This is a genomic window from Mycolicibacterium iranicum, from assembly GCF_014190915.1.
In the GTDB taxonomy this organism is placed as follows: Bacteria; Actinomycetota; Actinomycetes; order Mycobacteriales; family Mycobacteriaceae; genus Mycobacterium; species Mycobacterium iranicum_B.
The window spans coordinates 170,348-184,930 of sequence record NZ_JACHVU010000002.1 but is presented as its reverse complement, the minus strand read 5'-3'; the positions used below and the strand labels follow the sequence as shown (position 1 = coordinate 184,930).

Annotated in this window: 19 protein-coding genes; 8 read left to right on the top strand and 11 right to left on the bottom strand. The window is 69.4% G+C overall.

Annotated features, from left to right (window positions below; all coding sequences use genetic code 11):
- Positions 1-29: 29 nt before the first annotated feature.
- Positions 30-899, top strand: a complete 870-nt coding sequence (locus FHR72_RS04750) for a 1,4-dihydroxy-2-naphthoate polyprenyltransferase (protein WP_183466787.1) — start codon at positions 30-32, stop codon at positions 897-899.
- Here FHR72_RS04750 and FHR72_RS04745 read toward each other — a convergent pair.
- Entirely contained in the window at positions 896-1,063 is a 168-nt protein-coding gene (locus FHR72_RS04745) for a hypothetical protein (RefSeq protein ID WP_183466786.1), read from the bottom strand. The two genes, FHR72_RS04750 and FHR72_RS04745, sit on opposite strands and share 4 nt — an antisense overlap.
- Positions 1,064-1,182: 119 nt before the next feature.
- The gene (locus tag FHR72_RS04740; protein WP_183466785.1) at positions 1,183-1,329 is read right to left on the bottom strand and encodes a hypothetical protein; all 147 of its coding nucleotides are present in this window, start codon (positions 1,327-1,329) and stop codon (positions 1,183-1,185) included.
- A gap of 87 nt (positions 1,330-1,416) precedes the next feature.
- Here FHR72_RS04740 and FHR72_RS04735 point away from each other — a divergent pair, with 87 nt between their 5' ends.
- The 6 genes from FHR72_RS04735 to FHR72_RS04710 are packed head-to-tail and all read left to right on the top strand — an operon-like array spanning position 1,417 to position 6,313.
- The gene (locus FHR72_RS04735; RefSeq protein WP_183466784.1) at positions 1,417-2,418 is read left to right on the top strand and encodes an AAA family ATPase; all 1,002 of its coding nucleotides are present in this window, start codon (positions 1,417-1,419) and stop codon (positions 2,416-2,418) included.
- A gap of 12 nt (positions 2,419-2,430) precedes the next feature.
- Positions 2,431-3,291: a DUF58 domain-containing protein gene (locus FHR72_RS04730; protein WP_183466783.1), complete on the top strand. Its 861-nt coding sequence runs from the start codon at positions 2,431-2,433 to the stop codon at positions 3,289-3,291.
- A complete protein-coding gene (locus FHR72_RS04725; RefSeq protein ID WP_183466782.1) occupies positions 3,281-3,754 on the top strand; it encodes a hypothetical protein in 474 nt (157 codons plus the stop codon). Before FHR72_RS04730 ends, FHR72_RS04725 begins: the two co-directional genes overlap by 11 nt.
- Complete coding sequence (locus tag FHR72_RS04720) at positions 3,745-4,704, top strand: vWA domain-containing protein (RefSeq protein ID WP_183466781.1); 960 nt, start codon at positions 3,745-3,747, stop codon at positions 4,702-4,704. Before FHR72_RS04725 ends, FHR72_RS04720 begins: the two co-directional genes overlap by 10 nt.
- A complete protein-coding gene (locus FHR72_RS04715) occupies positions 4,701-5,606 on the top strand; it encodes a vWA domain-containing protein (RefSeq protein WP_183466780.1) in 906 nt (301 codons plus the stop codon). Before FHR72_RS04720 ends, FHR72_RS04715 begins: the two co-directional genes overlap by 4 nt.
- Positions 5,603-6,313, top strand: coding sequence for a hypothetical protein (locus FHR72_RS04710; RefSeq protein ID WP_183466779.1), 711 nt, complete (start codon positions 5,603-5,605; stop codon positions 6,311-6,313). Before FHR72_RS04715 ends, FHR72_RS04710 begins: the two co-directional genes overlap by 4 nt.
- On the opposite strand, the gene FHR72_RS04705 is transcribed toward FHR72_RS04710, so the two are convergent.
- Both FHR72_RS04705 and FHR72_RS04700 read right to left on the bottom strand, forming a co-directional pair.
- Positions 6,310-6,621 (bottom strand): ester cyclase, encoded by a 312-nt coding sequence (locus tag FHR72_RS04705; RefSeq protein ID WP_311736055.1) that lies wholly within the window; start codon positions 6,619-6,621, stop codon positions 6,310-6,312. The genes FHR72_RS04710 and FHR72_RS04705 overlap by 4 nt on opposite strands.
- A 177-nt stretch (positions 6,622-6,798) precedes the next feature.
- Positions 6,799-7,143 carry a DUF4229 domain-containing protein gene (locus FHR72_RS04700; protein ID WP_183466777.1) on the bottom strand — a complete coding sequence of 115 codons (345 nt, stop codon included), beginning with the start codon at positions 7,141-7,143 and terminating at the stop codon, positions 6,799-6,801.
- Between the two features lie 49 nt (positions 7,144-7,192).
- Between FHR72_RS04700 and FHR72_RS04695 the strand changes: the two genes are divergently transcribed.
- A complete protein-coding gene (locus FHR72_RS04695) occupies positions 7,193-7,357 on the top strand; it encodes a hypothetical protein (protein WP_183466776.1) in 165 nt (54 codons plus the stop codon).
- Positions 7,358-7,386: 29 nt separating this feature from the next.
- Here FHR72_RS04695 and FHR72_RS04690 read toward each other — a convergent pair whose 3' ends face one another.
- The 7 genes from FHR72_RS04690 to hemL all read right to left on the bottom strand — a co-directional run bounded on the left by FHR72_RS04690 (position 7,387) and on the right by hemL (position 14,525).
- Positions 7,387-8,430 carry a MinD/ParA family ATP-binding protein gene (locus tag FHR72_RS04690; RefSeq protein WP_183466775.1) on the bottom strand — a complete coding sequence of 348 codons (1,044 nt, stop codon included), beginning with the start codon at positions 8,428-8,430 and terminating at the stop codon, positions 7,387-7,389.
- 119 nt (positions 8,431-8,549) lie between these two features.
- Positions 8,550-9,530: a c-type cytochrome biogenesis protein CcsB gene (gene ccsB / locus FHR72_RS04685; protein WP_183466774.1), complete on the bottom strand. Its 981-nt coding sequence runs from the start codon at positions 9,528-9,530 to the stop codon at positions 8,550-8,552.
- 28 nt (positions 9,531-9,558) lie between these two features.
- On the bottom strand, positions 9,559-11,232 hold the full coding sequence (gene resB / locus FHR72_RS04680) for a cytochrome c biogenesis protein ResB (RefSeq protein WP_183466773.1): 1,674 nt from the start codon (positions 11,230-11,232) through the stop codon (positions 9,559-9,561).
- Positions 11,232-12,014, bottom strand: coding sequence for a cytochrome c biogenesis CcdA family protein (locus FHR72_RS04675; RefSeq protein WP_183466772.1), 783 nt, complete (start codon positions 12,012-12,014; stop codon positions 11,232-11,234). The genes resB and FHR72_RS04675 overlap by 1 nt, the downstream gene beginning before the upstream one ends.
- Positions 12,011-12,595, bottom strand: coding sequence for a TlpA disulfide reductase family protein (locus tag FHR72_RS04670; RefSeq protein WP_221193056.1), 585 nt, complete (start codon positions 12,593-12,595; stop codon positions 12,011-12,013). Before FHR72_RS04670 ends, FHR72_RS04675 begins: the two co-directional genes overlap by 4 nt.
- A gap of 14 nt (positions 12,596-12,609) precedes the next feature.
- Entirely contained in the window at positions 12,610-13,227 is a 618-nt protein-coding gene (locus FHR72_RS04665; protein WP_183466770.1) for a histidine phosphatase family protein, read from the bottom strand.
- Positions 13,224-14,525 (bottom strand): glutamate-1-semialdehyde 2,1-aminomutase, encoded by a 1,302-nt coding sequence (hemL, locus tag FHR72_RS04660; protein ID WP_183466769.1) that lies wholly within the window; start codon positions 14,523-14,525, stop codon positions 13,224-13,226. Before hemL ends, FHR72_RS04665 begins: the two co-directional genes overlap by 4 nt.
- Positions 14,526-14,583: the final 58 nt, after the last annotated feature.

The window sequence follows — 14,583 nt, the reverse complement described above, 5'->3', positions numbered from 1 at the left end:
CACGGCCGGGACCTGCAAGACTGGCCATCGTGGCCAGTTTCGCGCAGTGGGTAGAGGGGGCGCGTCCCCGCACGCTGCCCAACGCGGTCGCCCCCGTGATCGCCGGGACCGGCGCCGCGGCCTGGCTGGACGCCGCGTCGTGGTGGCGGGCACTGCTCGCCCTGCTCGTCGCCGTCGGGATGATCGTCGGCGTCAACTACGCCAACGACTACTCCGACGGCATCCGCGGCACCGACGACGTCCGGTCCGGGCCCCTGCGCCTGGTCGGGTCGAAGCTCGCGGCGCCGAAGTCGGTGTTGGCCGCGGCCATCGTCAGTCTTGCCGTCGGTGCCGCCGCGGGCCTCGTGCTCGCGTGGTTCTCCGCGCCGTGGCTGATTGCCGTCGGCGCGGCCTGCATCGCCGGGGCGTGGCTGTACACCGGCGGCTCGAAGCCATATGGCTATCTCGGTCTCGGCGAGGTCGCGGTGTTCGTGTTCTTCGGACTGGTCGCGGTGCTCGGCACACAGTTCACGCAGGCGCTGCGGGTGGACTGGGTCGGCGTCACACTCGCGGTCGCGACCGGGTGCCTGTCGTCGGCGGTGCTGGTGGCCAACAACCTGCGCGACATCCCCACCGACGCCCAGTCGAACAAGATCACGCTGGCGGTGCGGCTCGGCGACGCCAAGACGAGGGTGATGTTCCAGGCGCTGCTCGTGGTGGCGTTCGCGCTGACCCTGGTGCTGATGCTCGCGACGCCGTGGTGCGCGGTCGGGCTGGTGGCTCTGCCCCTGGCGGTGCGGGCCGCCACACCGGTGCGAGGCGGACTCGGCGGCCGGGAGCTGATCCCGGTGCTCAAGGACACCGGGCTGACGATGCTGGTGTGGGCGGTCGCGGTCGCCGCCGCGCTGAGCTTCGGCTAACGCTCCGCCAGCTGCCACGCCGCCGTGGTGAGGTCTTCAATTTCCTCCGGGGTGCGCAGGTAAGCCAGGACCGAGCTGTCGCGGCGCATCATCAGCGCGAGGAACAGCGTCGCGCTGCCGATCCGGCCGTCATGATGCTGTGCCTGGGAGTTGGCGATGCTCAAGACCTCCTTCACCCGCGCCGAGAAGGAGGGCGTGCTGACCGCGTGGTCGCCGGGCCTGCCGGGAACAACGCGTCGCCGCGCGGTTTCGGCCGTCAGGGCGTACGGAACGAGCAGGTCGGTCAGGTCGTCCCCGGCGTGACGGAGCAGGCCGGCGAGAAGTGCTCCGAGGTTATTTCAGTGGACCGCGTCTCCCGCGCCACCTCGCCCGCCGCGGCGATCGCCGCCCGACCGTCGTCGCTGAAATGTTCGGAGACCCCCTCGGCCACGTCTACCAGGCTAATCCGGCGGGGGCCGCCGTCCGGCGCCGATTCGATCCGGTTTGCGCCCGGGATCGGCGTGGTACATGCAGCGGGATGACTGCTGCCCCGATGCCCCGAGAGTCCGACGACGCCCGCGAGGCGCAGCGCGTGGTCGCGGCGCTGTCCGCCGCGTTCTCGGCCAAGGTGGTCGGGCAGGAACACCTGCGGGAAACGCTGCTCATCGGCCTGCTGACCGGCGGGCACATCCTGCTGGAGAGCGTGCCGGGGCTGGCCAAGACCACCGCCGCGCGCGTCGTCGCCGAATCCATCGACGGGCAGTTCCGGCGCATCCAGTGCACGCCGGACCTGCTTCCCAGCGACATCATCGGCACCCAGGTCTACGACGCGGCGACCACCTCCTTCGTCACCCAGCTAGGTCCCGTGCATGCCAACGTGGTGCTGCTCGACGAGATCAACCGCTCCAGCGCGAAGACCCAGAGCGCGATGCTCGAAGCGATGGAGGAACGTCAGACCACCATCGCCGGCACCATCTATCCCATCCCGGAACCGTTCCTGGTGATCGCGACGCAGAACCCCGTCGACCAGGAAGGCACCTACGCGCTGTCGGAGGCGCAGACCGACCGGTTCCTGCTCAAGGAGATCGTCCGCTATCCGACCCCCGAACAGGAGGTCGAGGTGCTCGCACGCCTCGACGCGGGCCTGTTCGACAAGAGCCACCCCAGCCGGCCGGTGGCCACCCTCGACGACATCCGGCGCCTCCAACGGGCCGCCCGCGAGATCTACATGAGCCGCGATCTGATGCTGTACGCCAGCCGTCTCGTCGGCGTCACGCGGGAGCCGGGCAGCCACCTGCCCAGCCAGCTGGCCAGGATGATCGAGTACGGCGCCAGCCCGCGCGCGACGATCGCGCTGTGCACGGCCGCCCGCGCGCTGGCTCTGCTGTCCGGCCGCAACCACGTGATCCCCAGCGACATCGCCGATCTGGCACACCGCGTCCTGCAGCACCGCCTCATCCTCGGCTTCGAGGCCGCCAGCGCGGGCGTCACCCCGGGCAGGGTGATCGACGCCGTGCTGCAGGCGGTCCGGGTCCCCTGAGCGGCGGCCACAGTGGGAAAACACCTCAATCGAGCCAGAGCACATTTCGGCACCGACACCCGGGGGCTACTCGACGGCGGACGGCACTCGCTGTTGCATACGCGCACACTGGAATTCGATGAGCTCCGCCCCTACGTACCGGGCGACGACGTGCGCGACATCGACTGGAAGGCCTCCGCGCGTTCCGGCAGTGTGCTGATCAAGCGGTTCGTCTCCGAGAAGCACCACAAGATCCTGCTCGTCGCCGACGCGGGCCGGAACATGGTCGGCATCTCCCCCGGCGGACAGACCAAATGCGAGATCGCCATGCACATCCTGGGTGCGGTCGGGCTTATCACGCTGGGTCGCGCCGACGAGATCGGCATGGTGTACGGGGACGCCCGCGGCAGCCTACGGGTACGGCAGAGCCGGGGCGAGAACCACATCGAAAGCATGCTGCAGAGCTACCAGAGCCATGCCGGTCGCCACGGTCCGAGCGACATCGTCTGCCAATTGACCTATGTGGCAAGCCATTACCGCCATTCGATGCTCATCGTGGTGGTGTCCGACGAACCCGAACCCGACAACCGGGTCGAGGAGGCACTGGCGAGGCTGACATCCCGTCACGACGTTCTGTGGGCGATGATCGCCGACATGCCCGCAGCCGGAGTGGCCGACGGCGGCTATGACGTGGCCACCGGGCGGCCCGTGCTGGGACCGGCGTCGGTCGATCCGCGTGTGGTCGCCGCATATCAGCGTGCCGAGGAGCGACGGATGCGCCGCCTCGAGGAACTGATGGCGGACCGGGCCGTCCCCCACACGTCGGTGTCCGGATCGGGCCAGATCCGGCGGGCACTGACCGACATGACGCGGGTGTGGTCACGTGCCGGATGATCTCCTCGAATTCGTCGGCGGCCCACCGGGATACTCCTCGGCCTGGCTGTGGCTCGGATTGGCGATCCTGCTGCTGGTCATCGTCTGGTTCGCCACCGTGATCGTCGCGACCATGCCGTCGGAGCGCCTGCGTCGGCTGCCGGGTGTCGACGACCTGCACGGCAGGCTCCTGCGACACCGCTTCGCCAGGACGGTCAAGGACATCACGCGGCGGCATCGCGACGGCGAACTGTCGGCCGAGCAGGCCGGCGCCGCGCTGAGTTGCACGCTGCGCAGCTTCCTGCACCAGGCCACGGGTACCCGGGCGCAGTACATGCAGGTGCGCGCGATCGCTGCCAGTGAACTCGCGCCCGCCGCACCGCTTCTGGAGGCACTGGGCAGCGCGCAGTTCGACAGGACCTCCGACGCCGACGTCGGCCGGCTGGGCGACGACACCGAAGAGTTGATCCGCTCGTGGAGCTGACATGGTGGCCGGTCGCCGCGGCGGGTGTCGGTGCTGTGATCCTGGTGATCGCGGTCGCGGTGCTGCTGCCGGTCAAGGGTCGACAGGATCGGCAAGTGCCCTTGGCCAACACGGCGAGGCTAACCCGCCTGCCTGAATACCGGGCCGTGGTGCGCAGGCAGACGCGGGCCGCCGCGGTGGCACTGGGCCTGCTGGTCCTCCTGTGCATCGCGACGGCCCTCGTCGGCGCCCGGCCCAGCGGAACGTTCGCCGACGCCGACGAATCCGCCCCGCGCGACGACATCATGCTGTGTGTCGGGGCCCCTGTCGACGACGCGGCGACCACCAAGTTCCTCGGCTACTTCGCGCGCCAGGCGACGACCTACGGCTCCGAACGGATCGGGCTGACGTCGCTGAATCGGCGGCTGGTGCCGATGACCCGGGACTACCAGTTCGCCGCCGGACGTCTCGCCGACTACGCCCGCAACGCACCCGCCGCCCCCGTCTTCACCGCTGCGGTGGAGTACGACGGCTACTCCCCCACCGTCGCCGACGCGTTGGCGTTGTGTCTCACCGGTTTTCCCGGATTCGAGACCACCGGGGACACCCGGCGATCCCTGATCTACGTGGGCCCGGGCGCGCTGCGACCGCCCGGCGACACCCGGCCGTCCCTGTACACCGACGCGCAGGCCACCGAAATGGCGCAGCGCGCCGGTGTGCAGATCAACGCGATCGCCACCGCGGGCCGCGACACCGACTCGCTGAGCGCGGCCACGAACGCGACCGGCGGACGGTTCTTCCGGTTCGATCCGGCCCAGACGGACCGTCAGCTCGACACGATCCGGGCCGAAGCGCCCACGGCCCCCGGCGACCGGGTCGACACTCGAGAGGACGCACCCACCGTGTATGTGCTTGCCGCGCTGGCACTGTCGGCGCTGCTGGGCGTCTCTCTGCTGGCGGTGCGGCGATGACCTTCGACCCGGTGCTGCCGATCGCCGTTCTCGCCGTCGCCGCCGCGGCGTTGCTCGTGCTGCGCGCGGTGGCGCTCCGGCTCGCCGCGACCACCGGGCGCCGCGCCGTCCTGCGCTGGTGTCTCACCACCGGCGCGATGCTTCTCGTGCTGCTGGCTGCGGTCCGCCCGGTCACCGGTTCGGCAGCCGAAACCCCGCAGGCGCAGCAGTCGCTGTCGGGGGCCAACGTCTACTTCGTCGTCGACCGCTCCGCCGACTCGGCGATCCCCGACGTCAACGGGGCACCGCGGATGGCGGCCATGCGCGACGACATGCAGACGCTCATCGACGCCAACCCCGGCGCACGGTTCGCCGTCATCGCTTTCGCCTCCCGCCCGGCCATCGACTGGCCGCTGTCGGCGGACGCGTGGAGCCTGCAGCCCGTCGTCGACGCCCTCAATCCCTACCCGGGGGCGGACAGCAGGGAGGTCAACGCCGCGGCAGCAGCCAACGTGCTCCGCTATCAGTTGATCTCGGCCGGTCAGCAGTTTCCCCAGGCGCCGAACATCGTGTACTACCTCGGCTCGGGAGCTCCCGAATCCACCCTGACCCAGGGCGTCTTCGACACCCCTGCAGTCGACGGTGGAGCAGTCCTCGGTTACGGCCCCGGGGAGGCGACCCTGCGCGGCATCGCCGGCCAGCTCGGCCTGCCCTATGTCAGCCGTCCCGCCGGGGAGCTGCCGGTCAATGCGGACGCCGCGTCCGGGCAGCCTGACGCCTCCCTGGGCGCCGAGCCCGCCCGGCGCGTGGAGCTGTACTGGATATTCGCCGTGCTGGCCTCGCTGCTGCTTCTCGGCGAGATCTTCCTCACCGCACGGGATCTGCGCCGCGCGAACGCGACCCGTCGCGAGGTGCTCTCATGAGGCGCGCACCGGCCCGCACGCGACTGCGCCGACGCCTGCTCCTGCTCTCGGCCCTACCCGTCGCTCTCGCCGTCGCCCTGGCGGTGAAGCTGATCTCGGTCGTCGTCCTGGGGAATTCGGCACAGGAACACTTCGCCGCCGGGGACATCGGTGCGCTCCGCGACGACGTGTCGATGCTCAAGGTGCTCAACGTGGTCCAGCCCGCCAACGCCCACATCGCCGCCGGCGGGCTGGCCGTCCTGGAGGACCGACTCGACGACGCCGACGCCGAGTTCACCAGCGCCCTCTCGCACACCGACGCAGCACAGTCGTGCCCCGTCCGGGTCAACCTCCAATTGGTCAGAGAGCGTCAGGGTGACATCGACGCCTGGGAGGCGCGCCTCGATCAAGCGCGCGAGCGCTATGAGAGCGCGCTGACCGTGATCGCCGACGCGCCGGAATCGTGCTTTGCCGGCAATGCCGACCCCGACCCGCAGCGCAAGGCCGTGCGCCAGGACGCCCAGGCTCGCGTTCTGGCGAAGCTTCAGAGCCTGGGGACGGTGGCACCCCTCGCACCACCGTCCCCGCCGCCGCCTGCCGCCGCCACACCGTCCGCGCCCCCGGCCTCCGTGCCCGACGCCGATCAGACGCCCGATCTCCGACAGCTCGACGTCGGCGGAGACCCGCTCGAGGCGTTGCGGCAAGTACTGCGCGACGCCGCGGGTTAGGCCCGCGAAGCGCCCGTCCAGAACTCGACGATCTTGCCGTCAGAGATCCGTAAGAGATCGTTTCCGGTGAATCGGGCGGGCCCGTCCTTGCCTGAGCCGGTAGCAATCCACCGCGCGGCCATCAGGTCCCCGTCGAACATCGGACCGACCTCCAACACGAAGACCAGTTCCTTGAACGCCATGCGGGTCCGGTCGATCTCGCTCTGCAATTCGGCGGGACCTCGCACGTCGCGGGTGGGCCAATGTCCGACGAAATCGGGCGATACGAGTTCGTCGGCGATGCGCCGGCCGGCCCACAGTTCGTTCATCCAGCGCCGGTAGAGCCGCTGGCCGACCGCATTCCTGGGGCTACTGATACCCCTGTGGTTCGGCAGCCCCCGCGAACGAGCTATGACCTGGGAGTTGTTCATGCCTTAACTGTTACCCAGCACACACCTCAGCTAAGCCGACAGAATGCGAAAAGAGGCGGGCCGGACCGCGATGGGTCAGCGTGCGGCGTCGTCCCCGTCGGCGCTACGGGAAGCCGTACCGCCGTCGTCTCCGCGCAGCCGCGCCTGCAGCTGTTCGCGGTCGCGGCGACGACGGGCGTCCATCGCGGCCATGCTCGCCGTCGCGCGACGACGCAGCGGGCTGAACAACCAGATGCCCAACGGCAGGGCGATCACGATGGCGAACAGCAAAGCCACGACGACAGGGAATTCGCGAATCCCGATCACGTGGCCGACGCCGAGAATCAGTGCTGTCATCACCGCAACGAGCGCCAGCCGGGCCCCGACATAGGCGAGCACGTCGAGGTACGGCCGAGTTCCGGGCCGGGGGTCGTCAGACACGAATCCGAGCCTACCGATGACGCGTATATTGACAGGAAGGAGGTTTTGAGTGGCGTATTTGCTCCTGATTCTTGTCGTAGCAGCACTGGTCTACGTCGGCTGGCGGATGATCCGGATGAACGCGAACAAGCCGCGTCCCCGGACGATCGGGCCCGACGACGATCCAGACTTCCTGCGACGGATCAACCCGCGCGACGACCACCCGCGGTCCTGACCCCGAGGTGAGCGCGTAAGGCCCGACCGTCAGTCGATCGGGTCCACTGCCCGCGGGCCGCCGGGGAAACCGTCGGCCACCGTTGCGGCCAACTCCAGCAACGACTCTCGGGTCTCAGGACGCAGCCGATCGAGGCTGATCTCGGCGCCCTCCTCCAGATGCGGATCGAACGGCACCTGGCAGACGGCGCGGCACCGGCGCGTGAAGTGGTCGACGACCTTGGTGAGATCGACCTTCGTCCCGCCTCGTCCGGAGCGGGGGCGGACCCCGTTGATCACCGCGATCGAGTTGCGCACGAGATCGTCGCGGCCATGCGCGTCGAGCCAGTCGAGCGTCGCGGACGCGCTGCGCGCGCCGTCGACCGACCCGGAGCTGATCACCACGAGCACATCAGCCTTATCGAGCACCCCCGACATCGCCGAGTGCAGCATGCCCGTACCGCAGTCGGTCAGGACCACGCTGTAGAAACGTTCGAGGACCTCGACCGCCCGGGTGTAGTCGGCCGCGGAGAAGGCCTCCGACACCGCCGGATCGCTCTCCGACGCGAGTACTTCCAGGCGGCTCGGACCCTGCGACGTGTACTGGCGGACAGCGCTGTAGGCCGAGATGCCCTCGGCATCGCGCAGCAGATGACGCACCGTCGCCGGCGTCTCCAGAGGTACCTTCTGACTCAGCGTCCCCCGATCGGGGTTGGCGTCCACCGCGATCACCCGGTCGCTTCGTGTCGTGGCGAACGTCGCTCCCAGCGTCGCGGTGATCGTCGTCTTGCCGACCCCACCCTTCTGCGACAGCATCGCGATCCGGTAGCAACCCCGTAGCGGGCGCTGCACCCTCGCGACCAGCGCCTCGTGCCGGACGACCTTCGGGCTCTCCCCGGGGTTGATCAGCCGCCCCGACGCGAGATAGACCGCCTTGCGCCAGCCCGCCGACGGAGCCTTGGACGCCGACTTCAGTAGCGCGACCGTCGACAGGTCCAGGTACGGGGCGGGTTCGGCGGTCGATGCGACGGACGCGACGGGAGGCGTGCCCTCCGGTGGCGTCGGGGCCGTCCATTCGGCGGGCACCGGCGCCATGGGGTCGGAAAACCGTTGCTGTGCCCGAAATCCGCCCGGCACGTCAGACAACAGTCACAGTCCTCTCAGCCGACTCGTCTGGTCCTGTTGGCTCAGCCGACTCTGGCTCATGGGTCGGCTCAGCCGACGCCTGCATACGAGTGCAGGCCCACCGTCACCAGGTTGATGAAGAACAGATTGAACACCATGGCGACGAAGCCCGCGATGTTGATCCACGCCGCCTTCCTGTCCCGCCACCCGGCCGTCGAACGCGCGTGCAGATAGGCGGCGTAGACGACCCACGCGATGAACGACACCGTCTCCTTGGGATCCCAGCCCCAGTAGCGGCCCCACGCCTCCTCGGCCCAGATCGCACCGAAGATGACGCCGAAACCGAAGATGGGGAACGCGAAGATCGTTGTGCGGTAGGCAATCCGGTCGAGGGTCTGAGCGTCGGGAAGCTTCGCCACGACGCGTCCGACCGCATCGGTGCGCTCGGGGTCCCCCAGCCGCGACATCTTCACCAGGAACAGGATGCTGGCCACCCCGGCGACCAGGAACACCCCGGAGCCCAGGCTGACGACCGACACATGGATGGGCAGCCAGTACGACTGCAGCGCGGGCATCACCGGCGCGGCGTGCGAGTACAGCCACTTGCCCGACACCGTCAGCAGGATCAGCACGGGCACGAGGACGAACACCCACAGGGAGCGGTACTGCGGCTTGCGCAGAACCCACGCCGCGGCCACCAGACCGCACAGCGAGGTCAGGTTGATGAACTCGTACATGTTGCCCCACGGCACGCGCGAGGTGGACAGCCCGCGCAGCACGATGCAGGCCAGCAGCAGGGCGATCCCGACATAGGTGAGCGCCATGCCCGCCGAACCGAGCCGCTCGTCGAACGGGCGGCGCGGGGCGTCGGCGACGATTCCCGGGGCGGCGCTGTCGCGAGTCACACCCGCCGACGCGGCGCCGACGAGTTCCCGGCTCTCGACCTTGCGGCTGCGGCTGTAGGCCAGCTCCACGGCGAACAGCAACAGCGCGGCGACCAGCACCAAGACCGACGACGTGAACGCCCAGTCGGAGTAGCGGGCCAAACCGATGTCGATGGTCGTGCTCATCGGTACCTCATTCGCTCGCAAGCTTCGCTCATGCGTGATCCGCTTTCTTCTCTGCTTCCGTCGGCGCTGCGTGCGTCGGGTCGGTGCGCGTCGGGGCCGTCTCGACCGTAGCGAGCAGCCGCCCCGTGAGGCGCTCGAACTCGTCACCCCACCCAGAGTTGTCGGTGCGGGCCAGGCCGCCCAGCTCGACGTTCACGGTACCCGCAGGTCCCGGCGCAAGTCGCACCCAGACTCGGCGCCGGCGCACGATCAGGGACACCAGCAGTCCGGCCATCATCGTCATCGAGAACACCAGCACCCAGATCTGGGCGGGGTCGTGCGACACCTGCAGGTTGACGAACGGGGTCGCGCCGTCGAAACGCACCACGGTGCCGTCCTCGAGCCTGGTGTCCTCGCCGGCCTTGAGGTTCACCCGCGCCATCTTCGTCAGGCGGCCCTGGCCGATCATCCGCTCGTCGAGTGAGAACACCGACTGGGGTCGTCCGGTGTCGAGGCCGGTGTCGCCCCTGTAGATGTCGACGGCCACCGCCGGGTCCTGCATCTCCGGGAACCGGGAGGACAGCAGCACTCCGTCGAGCTGGGCCGTCGGGGCGAACAGACCCTGGATCGCGATCTGGTTGCGGCGACGCTCCCGCTCGTCGCTGTAGGTGCCGCCGGGAGGATCGAAGCGCATCGCGCCCGACGACAGGAACGTGATCTGGTCGTCGGGGCGCCACTGCAGGGTCTGCGTGCGCGTCTGGCCGTCCGGGAACGTCACGGTGAACGTCGGCGCATATCCGTGGCCCTGCAGGTAGACGCGGTCGCCGGCGACGCGCAGCGGTTCGTTGACCTTCAGCAGGTACGGGCGCCATGTGTCGGTGCTGAGGTCGTCGCCGGCCTGGTAGTCGATGTTGGCCTGGAAACCGACCGCCTGGCCGTTCTCCAAATAGGTGGCGTCGAAGTCGTTGACGCGCAGACACATCGGGTACAACGACGTCCCGTCCACGGTGTTGCCCGCGCGGAACGAGTCGAACGCCGCGGGCGAGGCCGTGCAGAAGCCTGGGCCCCCGTCGGCGATGACGATGACGTTGCCCTCGTAGCTGAACAGCTTGCCCGCGGCGATCGCGACGAGCAGCCCGAGCAGCGAGAAGTGGAAGACGATGTTGCCGAACTCGCGCAGATAGCCCTTCTCGGCAGAGATCTCGGCGGTCTCGCCGTCGCGGCGGGTGAAGCGGCGCCAGCCCCGCAGGCGGTCGTCGACGGCCGCGGCCAGAGTGTCGACGTCTCCGGGCACCTCGGCGGCGTGGTGTTTGGGCAGCCGGCTCAGATTGCGCGGTGCGGCCACGGGGGTGGCGCGCAGGCTCCGGAAATGCTCGAACAGCCGAGGGGTCAGGCAGCCCACCAGCGAGATGAACAGCAGCACGTAGATCGCGGTGAACCAGTAGCTGGAGAACACGTCGAAGGCCTGCACCCGGTCCAGCCACGGGCCCAGCGTCGGGTGCTCGGCGAGGTACTCGGCGACCTTGGTCTCGTTCAGGCTGCGCTGCGGCAACAGCGCGCCCGGAATGGCGGCGAGGGCGAGCAGAAAGAGCAGCACCAGCGCGGTGCCCATCGACGTCAGCGTGCGCCAGGTGTTCCGGACGAGCGCGAGCAGACGCGACATCGGGCGTGCCGGGCGCGTGTCGGGCGAGTTCGTGTCGGCCCGCGGTGGGGTGGTGACCATCAGATCGGCAGCCTGACGTCGCTGACGAACGCGTCGCGCACCCAGGACACGAAGTCGTTCCACAGCCCGGTGACCAGCGCGGCGCCGACCAGGATCATCAGCACGCCGCCGAAGATCTGGATGGTGCGGGTGTTGCGGCGCAGCCAACCCAGCCCCGCGACCGCACGCGCCGAGCCGAAGGCGAGCAGCACGAACGGAATCCCGAGCCCCAGGCAGTAGGCGATCACCAGAACCGCACCGCGGGCGACGTTGCTGCCCTCGGTCGCCGACGCCACGGCGATCACGCCCGTCAGCGTGGGTCCCAAACACGGTGTCCACCCCAGGGCGAACACCGCGCCCAGCAGCGGCGCACCGCCCAGTGTCGAGAGGCGACGCGGCGTGAACCGGGTGTCGCGCTGCAGCACCGGCACCAACCCGATGAACACCAGGCCCATCAGGATGGTCACCACGCCACCGATGCGTTGCAGCAGGAGCTGATTGCTGATCAGCGTCGTCGTCATGCCGAGCACCGCGACGGTGCCCAGCAGGAACACCACAGTGAATCCCGCGACGAACAGGCCCGCGGCACCCGCCACCCGCAACCGGGCCCCCTTGACGGCCACCTGTGTCTGCCCGGGCCGGTCGTCGACGCCGACGACCGCGGCCAGATACGACAGATAACCGGGCACCAGCGGAACGACGCACGGCGACGCGAACGACACGAGCCCGGCCAGGGCCGCCAGCCCCATCGCCAGCAGCAGCGGGCCCGTGGCGGTCAACTGGTCGATCTGGTCGACGTTCACTGCTCGGCCGCCAATCGCTTCACGACCGGTTGCAGATCCCCGGCCAGCAGTTCGCGCAGGAACACCGCGGCGACCCGGTGCTGACGGTCGAGCACCACCGTCGACGGGATCACCGTCGTCGGGTACCGGCCGCCGAACGCGATCATGGTGCGCATCGGCGGGTCGTAGATGGACGGAAACGTGATCCCGCGGTCGGTGACGAAATCGCGCGGGGCATCGATGTTGTTGTCGCGCACATCGATTCCGAGGAACGCCACCCCTTTGTCGCGGGTCGCGTCGTACACCTGCTGCAGCTGGGTGATCTCGGTGCGGCACGGCCCGCACCACTGGCCCCACACGTTGATCACGACGACCTTGCCGTCGAAGTCGGACAGCGACAGCGTCTTGTCGGTGTCCATCAGGTCGGGTCCCGAGAGCGGCCCGGGCGTGCCGCGGTCCTGCGGCGGATCGTAGAAGATGTCGGTCTGACCACCAGGGGCCACGAACTCGAATGTGCCGCCCTGCGCGACGGCGTCACTGCCCGTGGCACATCCGGCGAGCACGGCCGCGGCCGCACACGCTGCGAACAGCGTGCGCGCCATGGCCAGCACCCGATTCACTGCCCGGCCAACTCCGCATACCCCCAGCCGACATAGCTCTCGCCGTGAAAGTAGAACGACGTGACCGAGGCGAGATTGCACATCCGCTTCGTCGGGAAGTGGTGCAGCGGCAGGTCTGTCATCGCACGCCGCAGCGTCTCGACGGGCAGCTGGTGGCTCACGCACACCGCTTCGTGACCGGCCGCGGCGGCGCGGGCCCGGAACACCGCACGCTTCATCCGCGCGGCGATCTCGGTGTAGGGCTCACCCCACGAAGGGATGCGGGGGTTGCGTAGGTGCCACCAGTTGCGCGGATCCCGCAGCGCACCGTCACCGGGCGAAACCCGTTGTCCCTGAAAGATGTTCTCAGACTCGATCAGCTCGTCGTCGGTGTTCACCGACAGGTGGCGGGCCGCCGCGATGGGGGCAGCGGTCTCCTGCGCGCGCTCCAGCGGCGAGGCGACGACATGGGTGATGTCGCGCCACGCCAGCCACGCGGCCACGGCTTCGGCCTGGGCCTGGCCCCGCTCCGAGAGGTGGTAGTCCGGAAGCCGCCCGTACAGGATCTTCTCGGGGTTGTGCACCTCGCCGTGACGCATGACGTGCACGATCGTCTGCTCGGCACCCGGCGTCATGCGCTCGCCTGTGCTGCGGCACGGGCCGCGCCCGGCAGGGCGTCGGCGATCCGGTCGAACGCGTCATCGTCGAGAACGCTGGACACGAACCAGGTTTCGTACGCGCTGGGCGGCGGGTAGACCCCCGCGTCGAGCAGCGCGTGGAAGAACGCCGGGAAACGCCACGTCTCGGTGGCCTTGGCCGACGCGAAGTCGATGACCGGATCCCCGGCGCCGAAGAACACGCTGAACATGTTGCCCGCCCGCGGAATCTGATGTGCGACACCGGCTTCGGTCAGCGCGTCGCCGATGAGCCCGGCCAGACGGTCGGCGTTCGCATCCAGCTTGGCGTAGACCGTGTCGTCGGCGGCGCGCAGGGTGGCCAGCCCCGCGGCCATCGCCACCGGGTTCCCCGACAGCGTGCCCGCCTGGTACACCGGCCCCAGCGGCGCCAGCCGGCCCATCACCTCGGCGCGTCCGCCGAACGCCGCGGCGGGCAGCCCGCCGCTCATCACCTTGCCGAAGGTGAACAGGTCGGCGTCCACCGGATCCACGCCGTACCACCCCGCGCGGCTGACCCGGAAGCCCGTCATGACCTCGTCGGAGATCAGCAGCGCGCCGTGTGCCGCGGTGATCCGGCGCAGTTCGGCGTTGAAACCGGGCAGCGGCGGCACCGTTCCCATGTTGCCGGGGCTCGCTTCGGTGATCACGCAGGCGATGTCGTCGCCGAACTGCCCGAACACGTCCTCCAACGCAGCGACGTCGTTGTACGGGAGCACGATCGTGTCGGCCGCGGCGGCTCCCGTCACCCCCGGGGAGGACGGCAGTCCCAGCGTGGCGACACCGGAGCCCGCGTCGGCCAGGAGGGCATCGCTGTGACCGTGGTAGCAGCCGGAGAACTTGATGATCTTGGCGCGTCCCGTGTAACCGCGGGCAAGCCGGATCGCGCTCATGGTGGCCTCGGTGCCGGAATTCACCAGCCGCAGCAGCTCGACGGGCGCGACGCGGTCGATGATCTCGCGGGCCAGCTCCGACTCCGACGGTGTCGGCGCCCCGAACGACAGACCGTCGGCGGCGACCCGCTGCACCGCCTCGACGACAGCCGGATGTGCGTGTCCGAGGATCATCGGACCCCAGGAGGACACCAGGTCGACGTACCGGTTGCCGTCGGCGTCGGTGAGCCAGTAGCCCTGGGCCGAGGTGATGAATCTCGGGGTGCCGCCCACGGAGTTGAACGCACGCACCGGCGAGTTCACCCCGCCGGGGATGACCGAGGACGCGTCGGCGAACAGCTTCGCGGACAAGTCGGTACTGCTCATGCGACCAGTCTCCCAGCAGGGTCAAAAGCGTCAACTACAGGGTGTAGTGGTCGCTGGG

Bases quoted from the DNA above. Each gene is read 5' to 3' on its own strand.
- FHR72_RS04715 (WP_183466780.1), top strand. From the start codon at position 4,701: ATGACCTTCGACCCGGTGCTGCCGATCGCCGTTCTCGCCGTCGCCGCC.
- ccsB (WP_183466774.1), bottom strand. From the start codon at position 9,530: ATGAGCACGACCATCGACATCGGTTTGGCCCGCTACTCCGACTGGGCG.
- FHR72_RS04690 (WP_183466775.1), bottom strand. From the start codon at position 8,430: ATGGCGCCGGTGCCCGCCGAATGGACGGCCCCGACGCCACCGGAGGGC.
- FHR72_RS04665 (WP_183466770.1), bottom strand. From the start codon at position 13,227: ATGACGCCGGGTGCCGAGCAGACGATCGTGCACGTCATGCGTCACGGC.
- FHR72_RS04735 (WP_183466784.1), top strand. From the start codon at position 1,417: ATGACTGCTGCCCCGATGCCCCGAGAGTCCGACGACGCCCGCGAGGCG.
- hemL (WP_183466769.1), bottom strand. From the start codon at position 14,525: ATGAGCAGTACCGACTTGTCCGCGAAGCTGTTCGCCGACGCGTCCTCG.
- FHR72_RS04705 (WP_311736055.1), bottom strand. From the start codon at position 6,621: ATGAACGAACTGTGGGCCGGCCGGCGCATCGCCGACGAACTCGTATCG.
- FHR72_RS04670 (WP_221193056.1), bottom strand. From the start codon at position 12,595: ATGGCGCGCACGCTGTTCGCAGCGTGTGCGGCCGCGGCCGTGCTCGCC.
- resB (WP_183466773.1), bottom strand. From the start codon at position 11,232: ATGGTCACCACCCCACCGCGGGCCGACACGAACTCGCCCGACACGCGC.
- FHR72_RS04710 (WP_183466779.1), top strand. From the start codon at position 5,603: ATGAGGCGCGCACCGGCCCGCACGCGACTGCGCCGACGCCTGCTCCTG.